The 18,752-nt window shown below is 70.2% G+C and carries 16 protein-coding genes; 9 read left to right on the top strand and 7 right to left on the bottom strand.

Going from position 1 to position 18,752, the window contains the following annotated elements; translation table 11 throughout:
* Nucleotides 1–198: 198 nt before the first annotated feature.
* Together CMC5_RS09780 and CMC5_RS09775 are read right to left on the bottom strand one after the other, a co-directional pair.
* Entirely contained in the window at nucleotides 199–1,275 is a 1,077-nt protein-coding gene (locus CMC5_RS09780) for an oxygenase MpaB family protein (RefSeq protein WP_050430146.1), read from the bottom strand.
* Between the two features lie 122 nt (nucleotides 1,276–1,397).
* Nucleotides 1,398–2,402, bottom strand: a complete 1,005-nt coding sequence (locus CMC5_RS09775; protein WP_050430145.1) for a chorismate transformation FkbO/Hyg5 family protein — start codon at nucleotides 2,400–2,402, stop codon at nucleotides 1,398–1,400.
* A gap of 668 nt (nucleotides 2,403–3,070) precedes the next feature.
* Here CMC5_RS09775 and CMC5_RS46860 point away from each other — a divergent pair.
* Nucleotides 3,071–3,373 (top strand): hypothetical protein, encoded by a 303-nt coding sequence (locus tag CMC5_RS46860; protein WP_156338399.1) that lies wholly within the window; start codon nucleotides 3,071–3,073, stop codon nucleotides 3,371–3,373.
* Between the two features lie 23 nt (nucleotides 3,374–3,396).
* On the opposite strand, the gene CMC5_RS09765 is transcribed toward CMC5_RS46860, so the two are convergent.
* Together CMC5_RS09765 and CMC5_RS09760 are read right to left on the bottom strand one after the other, a co-directional pair.
* On the bottom strand, nucleotides 3,397–4,830 hold the full coding sequence (locus tag CMC5_RS09765; RefSeq protein WP_050430143.1) for a S41 family peptidase: 1,434 nt from the start codon (nucleotides 4,828–4,830) through the stop codon (nucleotides 3,397–3,399).
* A gap of 50 nt (nucleotides 4,831–4,880) precedes the next feature.
* The gene (locus CMC5_RS09760; protein ID WP_050430142.1) at nucleotides 4,881–5,174 is read right to left on the bottom strand and encodes a hypothetical protein; all 294 of its coding nucleotides are present in this window, start codon (nucleotides 5,172–5,174) and stop codon (nucleotides 4,881–4,883) included.
* Between the two features lie 118 nt (nucleotides 5,175–5,292).
* On the opposite strand from CMC5_RS09760, the gene CMC5_RS09755 reads away from it, so the two are divergent.
* The 3 genes from CMC5_RS09755 (at nucleotide 5,293) to CMC5_RS09745 (ending at nucleotide 8,539) form a co-directional block, all read left to right on the top strand.
* On the top strand, nucleotides 5,293–7,002 hold the full coding sequence (locus CMC5_RS09755; protein ID WP_050430141.1) for a L,D-transpeptidase: 1,710 nt from the start codon (nucleotides 5,293–5,295) through the stop codon (nucleotides 7,000–7,002).
* A 58-nt stretch (nucleotides 7,003–7,060) separates the two neighbouring features.
* Nucleotides 7,061–7,852 (top strand): hypothetical protein, encoded by a 792-nt coding sequence (locus tag CMC5_RS09750; protein ID WP_050430140.1) that lies wholly within the window; start codon nucleotides 7,061–7,063, stop codon nucleotides 7,850–7,852.
* A 105-nt stretch (nucleotides 7,853–7,957) separates the two neighbouring features.
* Nucleotides 7,958–8,539 carry a type 1 glutamine amidotransferase domain-containing protein gene (locus tag CMC5_RS09745; protein ID WP_050430139.1) on the top strand — a complete coding sequence of 194 codons (582 nt, stop codon included), beginning with the start codon at nucleotides 7,958–7,960 and terminating at the stop codon, nucleotides 8,537–8,539.
* A 95-nt stretch (nucleotides 8,540–8,634) separates the two neighbouring features.
* On the opposite strand, the gene CMC5_RS09740 is transcribed toward CMC5_RS09745, so the two are convergent.
* A complete protein-coding gene (locus CMC5_RS09740) occupies nucleotides 8,635–9,063 on the bottom strand; it encodes a hotdog fold thioesterase (protein WP_063796528.1) in 429 nt (142 codons plus the stop codon).
* A 97-nt stretch (nucleotides 9,064–9,160) separates the two neighbouring features.
* Here CMC5_RS09740 and typA point away from each other — a divergent pair, with 97 nt between their 5' ends.
* Nucleotides 9,161–10,999, top strand: a complete 1,839-nt coding sequence (typA, locus tag CMC5_RS09735) for a translational GTPase TypA (RefSeq protein WP_050430137.1) — start codon at nucleotides 9,161–9,163, stop codon at nucleotides 10,997–10,999.
* Between the two features lie 148 nt (nucleotides 11,000–11,147).
* Here the strand turns inward: typA and CMC5_RS09730 are convergent, their stop codons facing one another.
* Nucleotides 11,148–12,050 (bottom strand): alpha/beta fold hydrolase, encoded by a 903-nt coding sequence (locus CMC5_RS09730; RefSeq protein ID WP_245678383.1) that lies wholly within the window; start codon nucleotides 12,048–12,050, stop codon nucleotides 11,148–11,150.
* A gap of 185 nt (nucleotides 12,051–12,235) precedes the next feature.
* On the opposite strand from CMC5_RS09730, the gene lon reads away from it, so the two are divergent.
* The 4 genes from lon to CMC5_RS09710 all read left to right on the top strand — a co-directional run bounded on the left by lon (nucleotide 12,236) and on the right by CMC5_RS09710 (nucleotide 18,246).
* Entirely contained in the window at nucleotides 12,236–14,659 is a 2,424-nt protein-coding gene (gene lon / locus CMC5_RS09725) for an endopeptidase La (protein ID WP_050430135.1), read from the top strand.
* A gap of 215 nt (nucleotides 14,660–14,874) precedes the next feature.
* Nucleotides 14,875–16,074, top strand: a complete 1,200-nt coding sequence (locus CMC5_RS09720) for a serine/threonine protein kinase (RefSeq protein WP_169796495.1) — start codon at nucleotides 14,875–14,877, stop codon at nucleotides 16,072–16,074.
* Between the two features lie 156 nt (nucleotides 16,075–16,230).
* Complete coding sequence (locus CMC5_RS09715) at nucleotides 16,231–17,631, top strand: FAD-dependent oxidoreductase (RefSeq protein ID WP_050430133.1); 1,401 nt, start codon at nucleotides 16,231–16,233, stop codon at nucleotides 17,629–17,631.
* Between the two features lie 24 nt (nucleotides 17,632–17,655).
* On the top strand, nucleotides 17,656–18,246 hold the full coding sequence (locus CMC5_RS09710; RefSeq protein ID WP_169796494.1) for a DUF2270 domain-containing protein: 591 nt from the start codon (nucleotides 17,656–17,658) through the stop codon (nucleotides 18,244–18,246).
* Between the two features lie 54 nt (nucleotides 18,247–18,300).
* Here the strand turns inward: CMC5_RS09710 and CMC5_RS09705 are convergent, their stop codons facing one another.
* Nucleotides 18,301–18,678: a hypothetical protein gene (locus CMC5_RS09705; protein ID WP_156338397.1), complete on the bottom strand. Its 378-nt coding sequence runs from the start codon at nucleotides 18,676–18,678 to the stop codon at nucleotides 18,301–18,303.
* Between the last annotated feature and the right edge of the window lie 74 nt (nucleotides 18,679–18,752).

The raw sequence follows: 18,752 nt of genomic DNA, 5'->3' as shown, positions 1-18,752 counted from the left end.
GGTCGTGACGTTGCACGCTGGGTGCCGAGCGATGCAGGGCGCGAGGCGGCCCTGCTGGCTGGCGACGGTCGGTTTCGAGAGGCGCTCCAGGAAAAGAGTAACCACTCCACCCGACGTCGCCTCCTCTCGGCGCATCGAAATCAGCACGTGGGCCATCGGCGCGTGAAGACGCTGAATGCGCTCGGAGACGCTGGAGGGTCAGGCATTGGACGACGAAATGCGCTCACGCACGTCGGCGGCGGAGGTGCTCTCTTCCACGATGTCGGGGATGGGGAGCGGTTTCAGGCTGAGGGGCAGGTCGACGACGTGATCGATGCGGTTGATGAGGCGGGAGTCCCAGGGCAAGGGTTTGCCCTCGGCGAGCGCGACGCGCAGGCGCGCCTGGTGGTAGCCGGGGAGGTAGCGGAGGAGGTCGGGGAGGACCTGGCGGCCGACGCGCAAGGAGGCGAAGAGGGCGTCGCTGGCGCGCTGCCAGGTGGGGCCCCAGGGGAGGTCGAAGGCGGCGCGGAGGTGCTCGGGGAGGAGGCCGATGGTGAGGGCTTCGTCGAGGGGGCCGCGGGTGAGGGAGTTGTTGAAGAGGGTGTGGGCGATCTCGCGGGTGGTGGGGCCGACGTCGAGGGCGTCGCCGTGGAGCATGCACTGCATGTAGGCCTGGAAGTCGGCCCAGGTGGGCGGGACCTGGTCGGGGGGGACGCCCATGACGATGGCGAGGAGGTTGGCTTCGCGGTGGTAGCGCTCCAGCTCGACGCGGGAGAGGGGCTCGACGAAGCGTTCGTAGGCCCGCGCGGAGCCGTCGATGATGGTGGCGTGGACCCAGAAGAGGAGCGGGGGGTCGTTGGCGCGGTACGGGGTGCCCGCGAGGCGAGGGCTGATGTCGGCAGGGATGGTGCCGCGGACGCGGGCGTGGAGCTTGTGGATCTTGAAGCTCATGGTGAGGGCGGTCGGGAGATCGCCGAAGACCCAGGCGGCGAGGGAGGCGAAGGTGCGGCGGGCGCGGCCGATGACGTCGCTGCGGAAGTTGCTGTTCTGGGCGACGCCGGCGCCAACGGCCGGGAGGGCGATCTGAAGGAGCAGGGCCTCGATGCCGGCGCTGAAGCTGATGCTCTCGCGGAAGACGCGCCACATCATGGAGCCCGGGCCGAAGAGGCCTTCGACGTCGCCGCAGGCGTGAGCGCGAGCATGCTCGAAGCAGGCTTCGAGGCGCGCAGTGTCGGCGGCCAGCTCGGCGCGCACCTCGGGGGTGAGGGGTTGTCGCTTGGGCTTGCTGGGGTGCATGGCCGAGAAGGATGCCGGGCACGCCTCAGGAGGGGGTAGCGGAAAGCGCGGTGGGGACGGCTTCGGCGTGTCGGGCAGCGATGTCGGTCGGGAGGTGAGCGCGGGCGAGAGGGGTTCGAGGCTCAGGCGGCGATGCCTTCGACTTCGAGGAGGAGGCCAGGGCGGCAGATGTCGTCCCAGAGGTAGATGATGTGCTCGGGGGGGATGTGGCGTTCGAGGGCGCGCTGGGCTTCGGGCAGGTCTTCGGGGTGCTTCACGTAAGCGCGTACGGAGTGGAAGCGGCCGAGGTCGAAGGCGGTGTCGCCGAGGTTTTCGCGGGAGAGGAGGGCGCGGAGGTTGCGCAGGGTCTCTTCGGACTGGTCGCGCATGCGGTCGTGGCGGGTCTCTTCGCCGACGATGCTGGCGGTGCCGGAGACGAGCAGCTCGATGAAGCGGTCGGCGCGGCGGAGGGTGCCGCGGGCGAATCCAGGGGCGCGGTGGCCGTACTTGCTGGAGTAGGCCATGGGGGGGCGCTGGCGGTAGTTCTGTACGTGGTCGACGGTCTGGCGGGTGAGCAAGACCTGGACGATGAGGGGGCCGCCGTAAGCGCCGATGGCGGTGGCGGCAGGGTAGATGGGGTCGCCATGCGCGTCGCAGGGGCCGAGCTGGCTCCAGGCAGCAAAGCGGCCGACGTTGAAACGGCGGTAGCGCTCTTCTTCGTCGTCGCCGCGGAGGATGCTGGGGAGGTAGTTCCAGAGGCGGAGGAGGCGGTGGTCGGGGAGGTGGCGGGTGACGCGGAAAACGTGGGCGTACACGGCCTCGGCGGTGGTGGCGAAGTCGGCGGCGTCGTCGCGCTGGACCTCGAAGTAGCAGAGGTCGGCGGCGAAGCGGACCTCGACGCCTTCGAGGTGATCGCTGCGGACGGGGGTGTCGGTGACGAGCAGCTCGTGGTGTCGGTCGCCGAGGGGGGCGATGTGGACGGGCTCCATGCCAGGGCGGACGGGGGTGCCAGGCGCAAGGAACTGGGTGGGGCGGAGGATGTGGCCTTCGTGCAGGGCGAGGAGGATCTCGAGGTCGGTGTCGCGGGCGGGGATGGCGCGGAGGCGGGTGGCGTTCAGGGATGCGCAGTGGACGGGTTGGAGCGTCATTCGGTCGCGGTCTCCTCGATGGGTGCGCGCTCGGGGCGGCTGCCCTGGCGCGCCAGCGGGGCATCCGGGATGGGTGCGCTCCAGGCGCATCCACGTCCGGAAGTGCTGGGCGCATGGGCGCGCCAGGAGCATGCGCGCGCAGGTGGAGGGGGCGGACGGTGCAGGCTGCGCGCGGTCCTGATCATAACGACGCGTTATGGCGGCGTCATGGCCGGGCAATCTACCACGGTCGTCGTCGCGAGCCAGGAGTGGGGGGTTGTCCCCTCGATGGCCTGGGCCGCGGTGGGGGCCGTCGACGCGATGGCAGGTGCCTCGGGAGGGGGTGGGACGCAATCGACGAGGACGCGATGAGGGGCGTCGATAGACCGTGGGAGGCGTCGATGTGCCGTGGGCCGACAGCGCTTCCGTCAGGCCTGGCTGGGCGAGGGCAAGGGGTTGTCGTACGTTGCGCGCCGACGATGCTTCGCCAGCCTGTCTTTGCACGATCCGTGATCGCAGTCGCGATGCTCGCTTCCGCCGCCTGTGCTGGGGGCTCCCGTCCCGATCCAGCCGCGCGCCCGCAGCGACCCGCATCCAGCGCTGCGCCGAATTCCGCCGCCCTCGCAGGAGGGTCCGGTCCTTCGGCGGCTGCGACCGCGCCACGCTCCCGCGTCTACCCTCGGGTGGAGGTGCGCGCCACGGAGGCGGATGGTGACGGCGGCGTGCTCGTGCAGCTCGTCACGCCAGAGGCCGAGGCATGGGAGTACCTGACGCCGAGCGGCGATGATCTGTATGCGTTCCTCGCGCTGGTCTCGGATCGGCGTGGCGGTGCCGAGCGCATCGAGGAGCGCGTCTGTCGTGTGCACGCCGAGGAGCTGCGCTCCCTGGTCGGGCACTGGGACATGGGACCGAAGGTGACCGTCGATGTGGAAGCCTGCGCCACCGCCGAGCGCCAGGGGGGTGCAGAGCTGCCGTTGCTGCTGCCGAAGTAAATGCGTGCGGACGGTGACGGTGCTCAGCGAGAAAGCGCGGTCAGTGCGTCGAGGTAGGGGTCGCGTCCCGAGAGGAATGCGGCTTCGTCGAGCGCGATCTCCGCATCGGGGACGAAGCCTCGACCCGGCTCGCAGCCCTTGACCGGGACGTGGGTGAGGGCGATCAGGGAGACGAGCACGCCGAAGCCGCGCTCTGGCGTGCTGAACTGCACGGGCAGCTCGCCGATGTGGCGTCCACATTCGCCTCCCGTCTCGGTGCCGACGAGGAGCGCATCGGGCCGCGCTGCGCGGAGGGCGACGAGGGCTTCGACCGCCGCCGAGTTCGTGGCGCCGTCGATGAACGCGAGGACCCGGCCGCGGTGGCCAGCGCCGTGCGGGCGCATGCGCGCGGCCAGCGGGTCGCCCTCGCGGACGAGGGCGTCGTCGGGGAAGTACGAGGTGAGCGCGCTCTCGGGGACGAAGGGGAAGGTCACGGCCGAACGCCAGGCGTCGGGCATCTGGCGGATGCGCGTGTCCATGCGCTGCCACTGGGCGTAGGGGGACGCGAGCACGTGGTTCAGGACGGCGATGCCGTTCGTGCGGAGGCCGCCCTCGTTGCCACGGAGGTCCAGCACGAGCGTCTCGTCGCCCGACAGCTCGGCGAAGAGGGCGTCGGTGCGCCGCGTGTATTCGGCCTCGTCGAGGATGCCGAAGCCAGCGAGCCGCAGGATGACGGCATCGTCGTGGCGGGTCGCGGTGGGCCAGGGCGGCGAGAGCGGGGGACCGCCGCGCAGCGCATTCGAGCGGCGGTTCGCCACGAGCGCGCCGAGGGCGTCACGGTCGAGGCCATCGAGCGTGAGATCACGCGGGTCGGCGCCTGGCTCCTGGATGCGGAGGACGTAGCGGTCACGCATGCCGAACGCGAGCGGGTAGTAGCGCGCGAAGCCGCGTTCGAGGCCCGCGCGGCGCAGCTCGTCGCGCGCGCCGTCGACGAGCACGAGGGGGGCGAGGGTCTGGTAGACGTCGTCGATGGGGACGCCGTCGATGGCGAGCAGCTCCGTGCCCGCGGGGAGATCCTGGGTCGTGGCATCCACCAGCACGCGGGCGCCGATGCGGATGGGCATGATCGGGACGAGCGAGAGCGTGACACCCGCGGTGGGCTGGAACGAGGGCATGGCGACCGCGAGGTGACCGTCGCCCACCGAGGCGAGCACGCGGTGGATGGCGAGGCCCACGTCGAATTCGGTCGGTTCCTGGAGCGCGTCGAGGCGCGCGACCTCGCTGTCGACGCGCTGCGAGAGCGTGGCAGGGTCGACGTAGCGGTACGGTGCGGGGTGCACGTCCCCGAGGAAGCTCGCGACGGCGCGGACATCGTCGGCAGGGACATCGCTGGAGGGGCGCGGCGCAGAAGAGGCGCCGCATCCCGCAGGCAGGAGCGCGACGAACAGGGTGGTGGCGGTGAGCCAGGGGGAACGCACGCGGGCAGCCTAGGTCAAACGTCTCGGAGGGGCGACCTGCGAGGGCGGCCTCAGGCGCGGAGGCGGAGGCTCGTCAGGAGGGCGCCATGCGCAAGGGCGATGTCGTCTCCATAGGGCGCACCGCTCTCGTATGAGAAGGCGACGGCGGCGTACCGCCCCGAGCTGGTCAGCGCCTCGGCAAGCGCGCGGAGTGCCGTGGTCTTGCCCGTCCGAGGGGGAGCGTGGATGGCGAAGTAGCCCATCTGCTCGATGAGGGCGGGCGCCTCGGGCAGGCGGCGCTCGGCAGGGATCATGTCGTGCCGGTCGGCGATGCAGGGTCCAGCCGTGTTGAAGCGGCGCTGCATGGTGAGACCCTGGGCCGCGCTCCAGGCCGGATGCAAGGGTCCACGTTGGCGAGGGCGCAGGGATCGGGTCCGCGTTGGCGGGGACGGCGGGATCGGGTACGACCGGAAGTCGAAGCCGATGTCGTTGCGATCCGTGGTGGTGCTGCTTCCTTTCGTGCCTGCGTTCGCCTGTGGCTCTGCGCTGGAGGGAGAAGGGGGGGCCGTGGCGCCGCGCACGGCGAGAGTGGCCAAGGTCGAACCCGCGGGAGCCACAGAGGGGGCGGCGGTGGAAGGGGTTCGCGGCGCGGTGGCGTCCTCGTCCCAGGCAGGTGAGCGCTCCAGCGACGTCGGCGGTGGTGCTGGAGGAGCGGCAGAGCGCACTGGCGATGAGGCGACGTCGGCTGGGCACCAGGCGACGCCGCGCTCGGAGGAGCGCGAGGCCAGCACGGGGACGCCCGCCGCGGCGCCAGTCGACGACAGGCCGAGGCTGACCAGCCAGGGGTACGTGACGTGGATCTGGCCGACGCCGGCGCGCGGGGACAAGTACCTGGGCTACGTGCGCAACGGGGGCTCGGTGGCGCTGCGGAGCACGGAGGCGGTGCGGGGACAGGGGTGCCCTGGGGGGTATCTGCCGGTGGAGCCGCGGGGGTACGTCTGCGTCGACCGGACGGTGACGCTCGCGCCTGCGTCGCGGAGCGTGGCGATCGCGGAGGCGACGCAGGGGAAGGTGGGGGCATTCCCGTACCGCTATGCGCTGTCGAACGGGGCGCCGATGTACAACCGGATCCCTTCGCGCGCGGAGCAGGCGCGGTTCGAGGCGAAGTTCGGGAAGGTGGGGTCGTTCCGGCCGCTGCCGAAGACGCTGAGCGGGCACGAGGCGCTGGCGGTGGTGGAGCCGATCCCGGCGACGGACGGGCTGCCGGAGTTCCTCTCGGGAGGGCAAGGGCTGAGCGATCGGATGGGGCTGGTGCGGCAGGACATTCCGCTGGGTTCGATGGTGTCGTTCACGCGGGTGTTCGAGGCCGAGGGACGGGCATGGTTGATGTCGGCGGACAACACGCTGGTGCCTGCGGATCGGGTGCGGCCGTTCAAGCCGAGCACGTTCCAGGGGGTGCGGCTGGGGGGTGAGGTGAAGCTGCCGATCGCATGGTTCCGGAAGGAGGCGCGGCCGCGATGGCGCGCGACGGCAGGGGGTGGGCTCGAGGCGGCGGGGGGATCGTTCGAGGTGCGGACCTTCGTGCAGCTCACGGGGCAGCGGGTGGAGCGCGGGGGGCGGGTGTTCCTGGAGACGCGGGAGCGGGACGCGGGAGGCGCGGCGCTGTTCGTGGCCGAGGACGACGCAACGGTGGTGGAGGCGCGGGAGAAGCTGCCCGGGGGCGTCGCCGAGGGGCAGAAGTGGATCCACGTGCGCGTGACGCAGGGGACGCTGACGGCCTACGTGGGGAATACGCCGGTGTTCGCGACGCTGATGTCGCCCGGCGCGGGCGGGGTGTCGGTGCCGGGGCGGGATCCGGTGAAGGACAGCACGACGCCGCGAGGGACGTTCTACGTGACGTTCAAGGATCGGGCGGCAACGATGTCGCCGGAGAAGGGGGAGAACCGGAGCTTCTGGATCGCGGATGTGCCGCACACGCAGTACTTCAACCCGCCCTTCGCGCTGCACGCGGCGTACTGGCACGAGCGGTTCGGGGAGCCGACGAGCGCGGGGTGCGTGAATGTGTCGCCGATCGATGCGGAGTGGCTGTTCGGGTGGAGCGATCCGCAGGTGCCGGAGGGGTGGCAGGGGGTGACGGGGGCGGGGGCGACGAAGGAGAACGGGCCGACGACGGCCATCGTGGTGCACCGCTGAGGGGTCCGGGCGCGGGGCGCGGCTGACCCGAAGGCACGGAGGGAGTAGCCTCTCGGCCATGCGCGCTGCCCTGCTCGTTCTCGCGTTCTCCACCCTGGCCGCAACGGGCTGTGGTGCCGGGGCCACCACGTACGAGGCGTCCTCGGCTCCTCCCCTGTCGCCTTACGCGAGCGGGGCGAGTGTCTCGTCGATCGCGGCGTCTCCTTCGGTGCCGCAGCGGGGGGCGATGAAGTCGGATCTGGTGGTGCGGCCGGATGCGCTGGAGCTGGGGTTCGCACTGCGCGAGACGGCGGCGGACGCGCAGCGGGCCGTCGCGGCGGCGCAGGCGGCAGTCAGCGAGGTGGAGAAGCGGGTCGAGGAGGCGACGGGGGGTGCGGCGACGGTGCGGATGTGTGGGGTGGCGTCGGCGCCGTACGCGCCGGGCAAGGCGGAGGGAGACAAGAAGGGGGAGGTGTCGGTGACGGTCGACGGGACGATCGAGGTCCCGCTCGCCGCGTCGCTCGACTACTGGGCGCGCGCTCGGCTGCTTGCGGCACTCACGCAGGTGACGCGGGAGCTTCAGAAGGCGTCGACGGACGATGGGCGCAAGGGGGCGAGCTTCGAGGTGCCGCGGCCGGTGGTGAAGGAGGCGGAGGCCCACCGGGCGGCGCTGACGGAGCGGTGGGTGCGGCGGGTGCGCGCGTTCGCGGAGGTCGCGCAGGGGGGGACGGTGCCGCTGCACATCGTGGACTGCGCGCCTCCAGGCGGGATCGAGCAGCAAGTGCTCTCCCTGGAGGAAGTGGCGCTGTCGCTCGCGATCGCGTGCCGGCTCGACGCGGCCGGGGGAAGCCGCAGCAGCGGTCGGGAGTGAGAGCACTCGGCAGCGCCGGTCCGAGCCGGCCAACGAGACGCGAGCCCGCCAGAGGATGAGGAGTGGCATGCGCGCTGCACTCGGCCAGGGCGGAGGTACGAGTCGATGCAGCGAGAGAACAAGCGAGACATTCACGGCAAGCGGGTGGCCCTGCTGGTCGACGATGGGTTCGAGCAGGTCGAGCTGACCGAACCGATGAAGGCGCTGGAGCAGGCGGGGGCGAAGCCGGTGATCGTGTCGCCGCAAGAGGGCAAGGTGAAGGGCTGGAAGCACACGGAGTGGGGCGATGAGTTCCCGGTCGATGTGCAGCTCGACGAGGCGCGGGCCGAGGACTTCGACGCACTGGTGCTGCCCGGCGGGGTGATGAACCCGGACCACCTGCGGGCGAACCGGGAGGCCGTGGCCTTCGTGCGGGCGTTCTTCGACGCGGGCAAGCCGGTGGCGGCCATCTGTCACGGGCCGTGGACGCTGATCGATGCGGGCGTGGTGAAGGGGAAGAAGCTTACGTCCTACGAGTCGATCAAGACGGACCTGATCAACGCGGGGGCGAACTGGGTGGACGAGGAGGTGGTCACGGACATGGGGCTGGTGACCAGCCGGAAGCCGGACGATCTGCCAGCGTTCAACCGGAAGATGATCGAGGAGATCGCCGAGGGGCCGCACCTCGGAAGGCGACGCGCTGCCTGAGCCGATGGCTGGAGCGTCTCGAAGCGGCGGCGTGAGCGCGCGACGGGCGATGCCTCACGGCAGCATCCGTGGCGCCTCTGCGCGCCGCTTCACTCTCAGTGGGATTTTGGCACCTTGATGGCGTAGACGCCCTTGCCGGTGGCGACGAGCTGGTCCTCGGCGTCGGGGTGGAAGAGGCGAATGTCGGAGACGCCGACGCGGCCGCCGACGCGCACGATGATGCCCTCGGCGACGAGGCGCTCGGGCTTGCCGGGGCGCAGGTAGTCGACGCGCAGGTCGATGGTGGAGACCCGGGCGGTGGGGTCGTCGAGGGTCGACCAGATGGCGAAGCCTCCCGCGACGTCGGCGAGCATGCTGATGACGCCGCCGTGGATCGCCTTGCGGACCCAGTCACCGAGCAGCTCTTCTCGGAAGGGGAGTTCCAGGCGGACGCGGCCATGCTCGATCGAGACGGCCTGGACGCCCATGAAGTGGTTGAAGGGGATCTTCTGCTCGACCACCACCTTGAGAAGCGCGAGGTCCATGCGGTCCCCCATACCAGCGAATCGGCATTCGAGGCCATCGTCGGCCGCCGCACCCCTCGCGCTCAGCGAAACAGCATGGTAGGGGCATGCCCGCCGTATGGCTCAGAACCAGCTCCGCAACATCGCCATCGTGGCCCACGTCGACCACGGTAAGACCACACTCGTCGATCACATGCTCCGGCAGGCAGGCGCCTTCCGCGAAAATGAAGAGCTCGTCGAGCGGGTCATGGACTCCAACGACCTCGAGCGTGAACGCGGGATCACCATCCTCGCGAAGAACACGAGCGTCCGCTACAAAGGCGTCAAGATCAACATCGTGGACACGCCAGGCCACGCCGACTTCGGCGGCGAGGTGGAGCGCACGCTGATGATGGCCGACGGGGCCATCCTGCTGGTGGACGCGGCCGAGGGGCCGCTGCCTCAGACGCGGTTCGTGCTGTCGAAGTGCCTGGAGCGGCGGTTCCCGGTGCTCCTCGTGGTGAACAAGATCGATCGCTCCGACGCGCGGCCCCACGAGGTGCTGTCCGAGGTATTCGATCTGTTCTGCGACCTGGAGGCGACGGACACGCAGCTCGACTTCCCGACGCTGTACGCGATCGGCAAGCTGGGCCAGGCCAAGAAGGAGCTGACGGACGAGGCGAAGGACCTCGTGCCGCTGTTCGAGACCATCCTGGCGAAGGTGCCGGCGCCCGCGGGCGATCCGGAAGGGCCGCTGCAGATCATCGTCTGCAACACCGCGCACGACGACTACGTCGGCAAACTCGCCGTGGGGCGGGTGGTGCGCGGGACGGTGCGGGCCTCGGAGGAGGTCGTGGTCCTCGGTGAGACGGGGCAGACGCGCGGCAACGTGAAGATGCTTTACGCCTTCGAGGGGCTGAAGCGGGTGTCGGTGACCCAGGCGTCGGCCGGTGAGGTGGTGGCGGTCGCGGGGCTGGAGGCGGCGACGATCGGTGACACGATCACCGTGGCCTCGGCACCGGAGGCGCTGCCGCGGATCGTGGTGGAAGAGCCGACGATCAAGATGCGTATCGGGGTGAACACCTCGCCGTTCGCCGGGAAGAGCAAGCAGTCGAAGTTCCTGACCAGCCGCCACCTGAAGGACCGGCTGGAGCGGGAGGCGATGCGCAACCTGGCCATCCGGGTGGAACCCACCGAGTCGCCCGACACGTTCCTCGTGCTGGGGCGCGGCGAGCTGCAGCTCGCGATCCTGGTGGAGACGATGCGCCGCGAAGGCTACGAGGTGCAGCTCTCCAACCCCGAGGTGGTCACCCGCGAGGTGAACGGGGAGACCATGGAGCCGGTGGAGCTGGTCGTGGTCGACGTGCCGGAGACCTTCGTCGGCGTGGTGACCGAGCGGCTGAGCACGCGGCGCGGCCGGATGGTGAAGATGACCAACCCGGGCTTCGGCCGGGCGCGCCTGGAGTTCAAGGTGCCGTCGCGGGGGCTGATCGGCTTCCGGGGCGAGTTCCTGACCTCGACCCGTGGGACAGGGCTCTTGAACACCATGTTCGACGGGTGGGCCCCCTGGGGCGGACCGATGATGCGGCGGCCGACGGGAGCGATCGTCGCCGACCGGATGGGCGTGGCGACGCCGTACGCGCTGCACCACCTGCAGCCGCGCGGGCAGTTCTTCCTCTTGCCGGGCGTGGAGGTCTACGAGGGGATGATCGTGGGCGAGCACAACCGCGCCAACGACACGGACTGCAACGTGATCAAGGAGAAGAAGCTCTCCAACGTGCGCAACCACGGCAAGGACGAGAACGTCCTGCTCGCGCCGCCGAAGGTGCTGACCATCGAGACGGCGATGGAGTGGATCGACGCCGACGAGCTGGTCGAGGTGACGCCGGAGGCGGTGCGGGTGCGCAAGCGCGTGCTGGAGTGCAACAAGCGCGATCGGCGCGAGGACGCCATCGAGCAGGCGCAGGCCGTGACCTGATCCCCCGAGGGGCTGCCGCGAGCAGCCCACGCGTGCAAGGCCGCCGGGTTCACTGGCGGCCTTCTTCTTTTGTTGATGCCAGCACCGCCCAGACGGTTGCCTGGACGTTCGGCGACGAGGGGTGATGCTCGGCGAGACGCGGTGACGCTCAGCTCACCTGGGGCTGCGAGGCGGGCACCTTGGCGTCGAGCCAGGCCAGGATCTCGCGCGTGACCTCGGGATGGTTCGCCTCGTTGAGCATCTCGTGGCGCCCCCCGGGGTAGATGCGCAGCTCCACGTGCCGGAGGCCGGCCTTGCGGAGGGACCGCGCGAGCTGGAGGACGCCCTTGGCGCCGTCGCTCAGGGGGTCTTCGCTGCCGGCGAACAGGTACATCGGGAGTTCCGCGGGGAGCCGCGCCTGCATTTCCGGTCGGGTGATCTCGTCCGTGCCACCCATCACGTCGAGCCACAGGCTCGCCGTTGGGGTGAAACCGCAGCGGTTGTCGGCCGCGTAGGTGTCGACCTCGGCGGCGACCGTGGTGAGCCAGTCGAAGCCCGTGCGGTTGGGCTTGAACGCCGCGTTGAAGGTCCCGAAGATCATCTTGAGCAGGAGGGGGCTGCGGCCACGCGAGCCGAGGCGCTTGTGCTCGAGCTTGGCGATGGTCTGGGCCACCAGGGCGAGGGGGCTCGGCTTGCCGCTGCTACCGGAGAGCACAGCCCCCCGCACGTCGATGCTGCGTTCCATGAGGGCGCGCTGAGCAATGAAGGAACCCATGCTGTGCCCGAAGATCACCAGCGGCAGGCCAGGGTTCTCCTCTTGCTCGTGGCGGAGGAGCTGCTCCTGATCGCGGACGACCCGGTGGAAGCCGCCCTCGGGCGCGAAGATTCCGAGCTCGTCGTCGGTGCGCGCGGTGCGGCCGTGGCCACGGACGTCACCCGCATACACCACCCAGCCCGCAGCGGTCAGCGCCTCGGCGAAGCGTGCATAGCGACCACCGTGCTCGGCCATCCCATGGACGATGTGCACCACACCACGGCGGGCGATGCCCTCGTCGGGGACCCAGCGGCGCACGAAGAGTTCTGCGCCGTCATCTGCCTGGAAAGTAAAGGAGTCTGCGCGCATGGAGCCGCCGACCCTACCACCAGAACAGGCCGTCCTCCCGGGATTTCGTGCGTCTGGGGCGTGGCCCCGAGAGAGCCTCGGACGTGTCGCGTGCGCCCCTGTTTTCTGGCACGGGCCTCGCAAATACCTCGCGCATGCCCGAGCGCCGATCGCTCCCCGTTCTCGCCTTGCGCGACACCGTTCTGTATCCCGGCATCGCCACCCCGATCACGGTGGGTCGCCTGAAGACCCTGCGGGCCGTGGAGGCCGCACTCCGCGCCGAAGGCGAAGAGAAGCGGCTCTTCGCGGTCGCCCAGCGCGACGCCGCGGAGGAGCCGACCACGGAGGGCCTCTATCACGTGGGGGTCGTCGCGCGGATCACCCAGGTGCAGCGCTTCGGCGCGGGCCTCCAGATCATCCTGTCCTGCGAGACGCGGGCGACCGCGCTGCAATACACCGAGGTGAGCGGGGTCATGCGGGCGGTCACGGTCGAGCTGGCCGACCTGCCCCCGATGATCGACGCCGCCGCAAACGAGGAGGCGCTCACCCGGGAGGTCCGCGACCAGGCCGTGGTCTACGGTCGGCGGCGCGGCGCGCCGGAGGACGTGCTGAGGCAGTTCGTCAGCACCCTCCATGACGGCAAGGAGCTGGTGAACCACGTCGCCTTCTACCTGGACCTGGAGACCGCCGAGAAGCAGGCGCTCCTGGAGACCCTCTCGAACGATCAGCGGCTGGAGCGCCTCAACGAGCACCTGCACCACCAGATCGAGATCGCAGAGGCGCAGGAGCGCATCCGGACCAGCGTCGAGGAGGAGCTGGGAGAGCGGCAGCGGGAGATGTACCTGCGCGAGCAGCTCCGGGCGATCCAGAAGGAGCTGGGCGAGTCGGACGAGGAGGTCAGTGCCGAGCGGCTGGAGCAGAAGCTGGAGAAAGCCGGTCTGCCCGAGGAGACGGCGCGCGAGGTGCGCCGCGAGCTGAACCGGCTGAAGCGCATGGGGCGCGAGACGTCCCCCGAGGCGCAGCAGCTCATGAGCTGGCTGGAGTGGGTGGCCGACCTGCCCTGGAACGAGCGCACGCCGGACCACGTGGACCTGGACGAGGCGCGGCGCATCCTGGACGAGGAGCACTACGCGCTCGGGGACGTGAAGGACCGGGTGCTGGAGTTCCTGGCGGTGCGCAAGCTCCGGGCCGATCAGACGCCCGAAGGCGATGCGCGGAGCCGGGCGATCTCGCGCGGGCCGATCCTGCTCTTCCTGGGCCCTCCTGGTACGGGCAAGACGTCGATCGCGGAGTCGATCGCGCACGCCCTCGGGCGCAAGTACGTGCGCGTGGCGCTCGGTGGCGCGCGGGACGAGGCGGACATCCGCGGCCACCGGCGCACGTACGTCGGCGCGCTGCCAGGGAGGATCCTGCAAGGGATGAAGCGGGTGGGGTCGAAGAACCCCGTCGTGGTGCTCGACGAGATCGACAAGCTGGGGGTCTCGTACCAGGGCGACCCGGCCTCGGCGCTGCTCGAGGTGCTGGACCCGGCGCAGAACCATGGGTTCGTGGATCACTACCTGGGGCTGCCCTTCGACCTGTCGGAGGTGCTGTTCATCTGCACGGCCAACCTGCGCGACGGCATCCCGGGGCCCCTGTTCGACCGGATGGAGACGATCGCGTTCGCTGGCTACACCGAGGTGGAGAAGCACGAGATCGCACGCCGGTACCTGCTGCCGAGGCAGCTCGACGAGAACGGGCTGCGGGAGGGTCAGCTCGCGGTGGCCGACCCGGCGCTGCGGGAGCTGATCACGTCGTACACGCGCGAGGCGGGGGTGCGACAGCTCGAGCGCTCGATCGGGGCGCTGGCGCGCAAGGCTGCGCGTCGGATCGCGACGAACGAGATCGAGCGGGCGGAGATCCTGTCGGCCCTGTCGGTGCGGGAGCTGCTCGGCAGGTCGCTGGTGCGGCCGGAGCGGCGGCTCCTGCGCGACGCCGCCGGGGTGGTGACCGGGATGTACTACACGCCCATGGGCGGCGACATCATGCACGTGGAGGCCACGGTGATGCCCGGGAAGGGCGAGTTCATCCTCACGGGTCAGCTCGGCGACGTGATGAAAGAGAGCGGCCGCGCTGCCCTGTCCTATGCACGAGCGCACGCGGGCGGGCTGGGCATCCCCGCGCGTCGGCTCCAGGGGCATGACGTCCACCTGCACGTCCCCGCGGGGGCAGTCCCCAAGGACGGGCCCTCGGCTGGCGTGCCCATCGCGGTCGCGCTGGTGAGCGCGCTGTCCGGGCGCCCGGTGCGCAGCGACGTGGCCATGACCGGCGAGATCACCCTGCGTGGGACGGTGCTGCCCATCGGCGGGATCAAGGAGAAGGTGCTCGGCGCGCACCGGGCAGGGATCCCCGAGATCATCCTCCCCGCGGAGAACGAAGCGGACCTCGACGATCTGCCGGTGGATGTGCGCAGCTCGCTCCAGTTTCACCTGGTCGAGCACCTGGATCAGGCCATCGCGCTCTGCCTCCGTGCTCGGCCTCTTCGCGCCGAGACCGATGAGGGAGAAGAGACCTCTCGGACCTACGCGCGGGCCTCCTAGGAGGCTGGTCTCCCCCCGGGTCCGTTGGAGGACCCATTTTACAGAGTCATTCACATCACAAAGCACACGATGCCACTCTCCGGGCATGCCAGAGAATGCCAGGCCGGACCGGGGAGAAGAGCCCGTGTGCCTTTCGCCCGCGCCACCCGAACCGCTACACTGTGCCTGTCGAGCAGCAGCGGCGCGGGAGTGCCGCAGGAGAGCAGGCGCACGAGATGGCGGAGCAGCAACGATACCGGGTCATCAAGCGACTTGCCTCGGGCGGTATGGCCGAGGTGTTCGTGGCCGAGAGCGCAGGGATCGAGGGGTTCAAGAAGCGCGTCGCGATCAAGCGCGTGCTCCCTCACCTGAGCAAGAAGGACCAGTTCGTCGCGATGTTCCTGGACGAGGCGCGGCTGTCGGCTCAGCTCTCGCACTCGAACGTCGTCTCCGTCTTCGACATCGGCGTCGGCGACGGCGCGTACTTCATCGTCATGGAGTACGTCGACGGGGCCGATCTCCGGAACGTGAACGAGCACCGGAAGAAGATCGGTCGGACGATCCCCGTCGAAGTGGCGACGTTCATTTGCGCAAAGATCTGTCAGGGGCTGGCTTACGCGCATGAGGTCTCCACGCCGGATGGCACGCCGCTCCAGATCGTCCACCGTGACATCACGCCGGCGAACATCCTGATCACCAAGCATGGTGAGGTGAAAATCGTGGATTTCGGGCTGGCCAAGGCGACCAGCCAGCTCGCGCGGAGCGACCCGGGCATCATCAAGGGGAAGTTCGGCTACCTCGCGCCTGAGACGGTGCTGGAGTCGGGCGTCGATCATCGGGTCGATATTTTCGCCGTCGGCATCATGCTGTGGGAGCTGCTCGCGGGGCGCCGCCTGTTCCAGGGCGACACCGACTTCGCGACCGTGCGGCTGGTGCGAGATGCCGTGATACCGCCCCTGTCGAAGATCAACCCGGAGGTGCCCCCGGAGCTGGATCAGCTTCTCGGCAAGGCGCTCGCGAAGGACCCTACTCAGCGCTACGGTACGGCGCGCGAGCTGGGGCGGGATCTCGTTCGCTTGCTCTACGGGATGGGTCGTCCCGTCAACGAGGACGATGTCGCCGGGCTCGTGCGCAGCGCCATGGGAACGCCAGCGCACCACATCGATCCGACGCAGAAGATCGCCGAGATGATCGATCTGACGCTGCTCGAGTTCAAATCGCTGGCGAAGGAAGAGAGCGACGGCGAGGGGATCGACCCGGGTGTCATCAGCCTGAACCTGAGCGTCTTCGGTGAGCCGCACGGCAGCCAGAGCCCTTCGATCGACGAGCCTCTGGAGCTGGGTGGTCTGGCGGACGAGCTGGAAGGCCCCGAGTCGATGCCCGACAATACGGACGCGTCGCGCTCCACGGGGTGGTTCTCGCGCTGGCTGCGCTAGGGGTGAGCCTGACGTAGCTGCGGCGCCGACTCCGGCATCGAAAGCACGCGCGCCGGGTGACTCCGCCCGGCTCGCCGAGCGCGACCGGCAGGGCACGGAGCGTGTGTCATACCAAGCCCTGCGTCCCGGACTCTCCGGGTGCGCTGGGGTTGGATCATGGCTCGATCTGTCCGCAACAAGGATCCTCTTCTGGGCCGGCATGCCGTCGTCATCGGCGGCAGCATGGCCGGGCTGCTCGCGGCGCGCGTGCTCTCCGATCACTTCGAGAGGGTGACGATCATCGAGCGCGACGTGATCTCCACGGAACCCGCGCCGCGCAAGGGCGTGCCGCAGGCGCGGCATGTCCACGTGCTCCTCGCACGCGGGCTCGATGTGCTGGGCGAGCTGTTCCCGGGGGTCGGCGACGAGCTCGCCGCCGCCGGGGCCGAGCGCATCGACTTCGGGACGGACATGCGCTGGCAGTCGTTCGGGACCTGGAAGGTCTGTTTCCCCCGAGGGCTGCGCTGCTCGTTCCAGAGCCGCGCGCTGCTGGAGGCGGTGGTCCGGCGACGCGCGCTCGCGCTCGACGGGGTGCGCCTGCGCGACGGGCTGCGCGCGACCGGTCTCGCGACGGATCCGTCAGGCCGGCGCATCACCGGGGTGCGGGTCGAAGGGGGGCTCGCCGACGAGCTGATCCCGGCCGAGCTGGTGGTCGACACGAGCGGGCGTGGCTCCCGCATGCCGACCTGGCTCGAGACGCTCGGCTACGCGGCGCCCGAGGAGGCCTCGGTGCGGGTCCACGTGGGCTACGCGAGCCGCATCTACCGGCGACCCGAGCCAGCACCAGGCTCCTGGAGGGCGCTGTACATGCTGGGCACCGAGCCAGGCCACCGCGCCGGCGTCATCTCGCCCATCGAGGGGGGCCGCTGGATGGTGACGCTGATCGGCCTGCTCAAGGACTATCCCCCCGCCGACGAGCGCGGGTTCCTGGAGTTCGCGCGCGGGCTGGCCTCGGATGAGCTGTACCAGGCGATCCGCGGCGCCGAGCCGCTGACCGACATCGCCAGCCACAGGTTCCCGTCCCATGTCTGGCGACGTTACGACCGGCTGGCGCGCTTGCCCGAGGGGCTGGCGGTGCTGGGCGACGCGCTCTGCAGCATCAACCCGGTCTATGGTCAGGGCATGACCACCGGCGCCCTCTCCGCGCTGACGCTCGATCGCTGCCTGCACGAGCAGCGCCGCGCGCGGCACACGCGTCCGGGCGAAGAGTTGTGCGGGCTCACGCGGCGATTCCAGTCCCGCGTCGCCGAGGTGGTCGAGGCGCCGTGGCGCATCGCGACCGGCGAGGATCTGCGGTTCCCGGAGGTCGAAGGAGAGCGCTCGCGCTCGCAGACGCTGCTCAACTGGTACGCTCGACACGTGCATGGGCTCTGCGGCTACGACCCCGAGGTGACGGCGCGGTTCTGCCGCGTGCAGCACATGCTCGCCGGGCCGCTCGCGCTGTTTCACCCGCGGGTGGCGATCGCAGTGCTGCGCCGTCAGCTGGGCCTCGACCACCCGCATGCCTTCGGGGCCTGAGGCCACACGAAGATGCCCGACGGCATGGAACTCCACCCCAAGGACATCCCGACGGCGCTGGCTCACCTCTACCGGGGCGAGCTGGGCCGGATGGTGGCCTACCGGGGGCGGCTGGACACCACCACGAACTGGGCGGTCGGCACCTCGGCCGCGCTCACCACGTTCGCGCTGGGGCAGGATCGGGTGCCGCACGGGGTGTTCCCGCTCGTGCTGCTCCTCGATCTGATCTTTCTCTGGATGGAGTCCCGCCGCTTCCGCTTCTACGAGCTCAGCCGCATGCGCGTGCGGCTTCTGGAGACGGGCTTCTACGGGGCGGTGCTCGGCAAGGACGCGCAGGAGGGCTGGCAGGACGCGCTGTGGACGAGCTTGAGGACGCCGCGCGCGCCGCTGGGGCTGATCCAGGCGGCCTCGGTGCGGCTGCGGCGCAACTACCTGTGGCTGCTGCTGGCCGTGTACCTCGGCTGGGCGCTGAAGCTCTGGCCGAGCCAGGGGGACGCTGCGATCACGGCCGCGGTGGGCCCGGTGTCAGGGACATGGATCCTGGGAGGCGCGGCCGCGCTGCTGGGGGCGCTCGTCGTCGTCTCGACGCTGTACCGACTCCCCGAGGAGGAGTGAGCGCCAGAAGGCCGACCGACACGACGAGGAAGTGCCCCCCCGCCGGGATGGGCATCAGTGCGGGCAGGTGATGCGGTGGGCCTCGTCGCCGCCCGCCGGGACGCAGATGCAGTCGGCCTGCGACGTCGAGCGGTACACGAGCCCCGCAGGGCAGGCCTTCAAAGGCAGGGCCGCGTCGGGACAAGCGACGTCTTCCGTCTTCCGCTCCCCCTTCGCCTCGGTGCCTCCCACAGGAGCGTCGCCCACGAAGACGAAGCACTCCGGATGGTGCGCGTCGTAGCTCAGGTAGACCACGCTCCCGTCGGGCAGCTTCGGATTGAGCGCCTCGCTCCCCTGGTACTCGGCGGCGCTGACCGGGGGCCCTGACGCGTTCCCTCCCCCGCAGCCCCAGAGCAGCGCTGCGCCGAGCAGGGACACGCCGAGCACGGACACGCCACGCTGCACGGCGCTCGCGACGCGCCAAGAACCCCCTCGACCGGGCATCCATCGTCGTCCAGCCGCTCGCA

It is taken from the genome of Chondromyces crocatus (assembly GCF_001189295.1).
Taxonomy (GTDB): Bacteria; Myxococcota_A; Polyangia; order Polyangiales; family Polyangiaceae; genus Chondromyces; species Chondromyces crocatus.
This window is presented reverse-complemented; position numbering and strand designations above follow the sequence as displayed.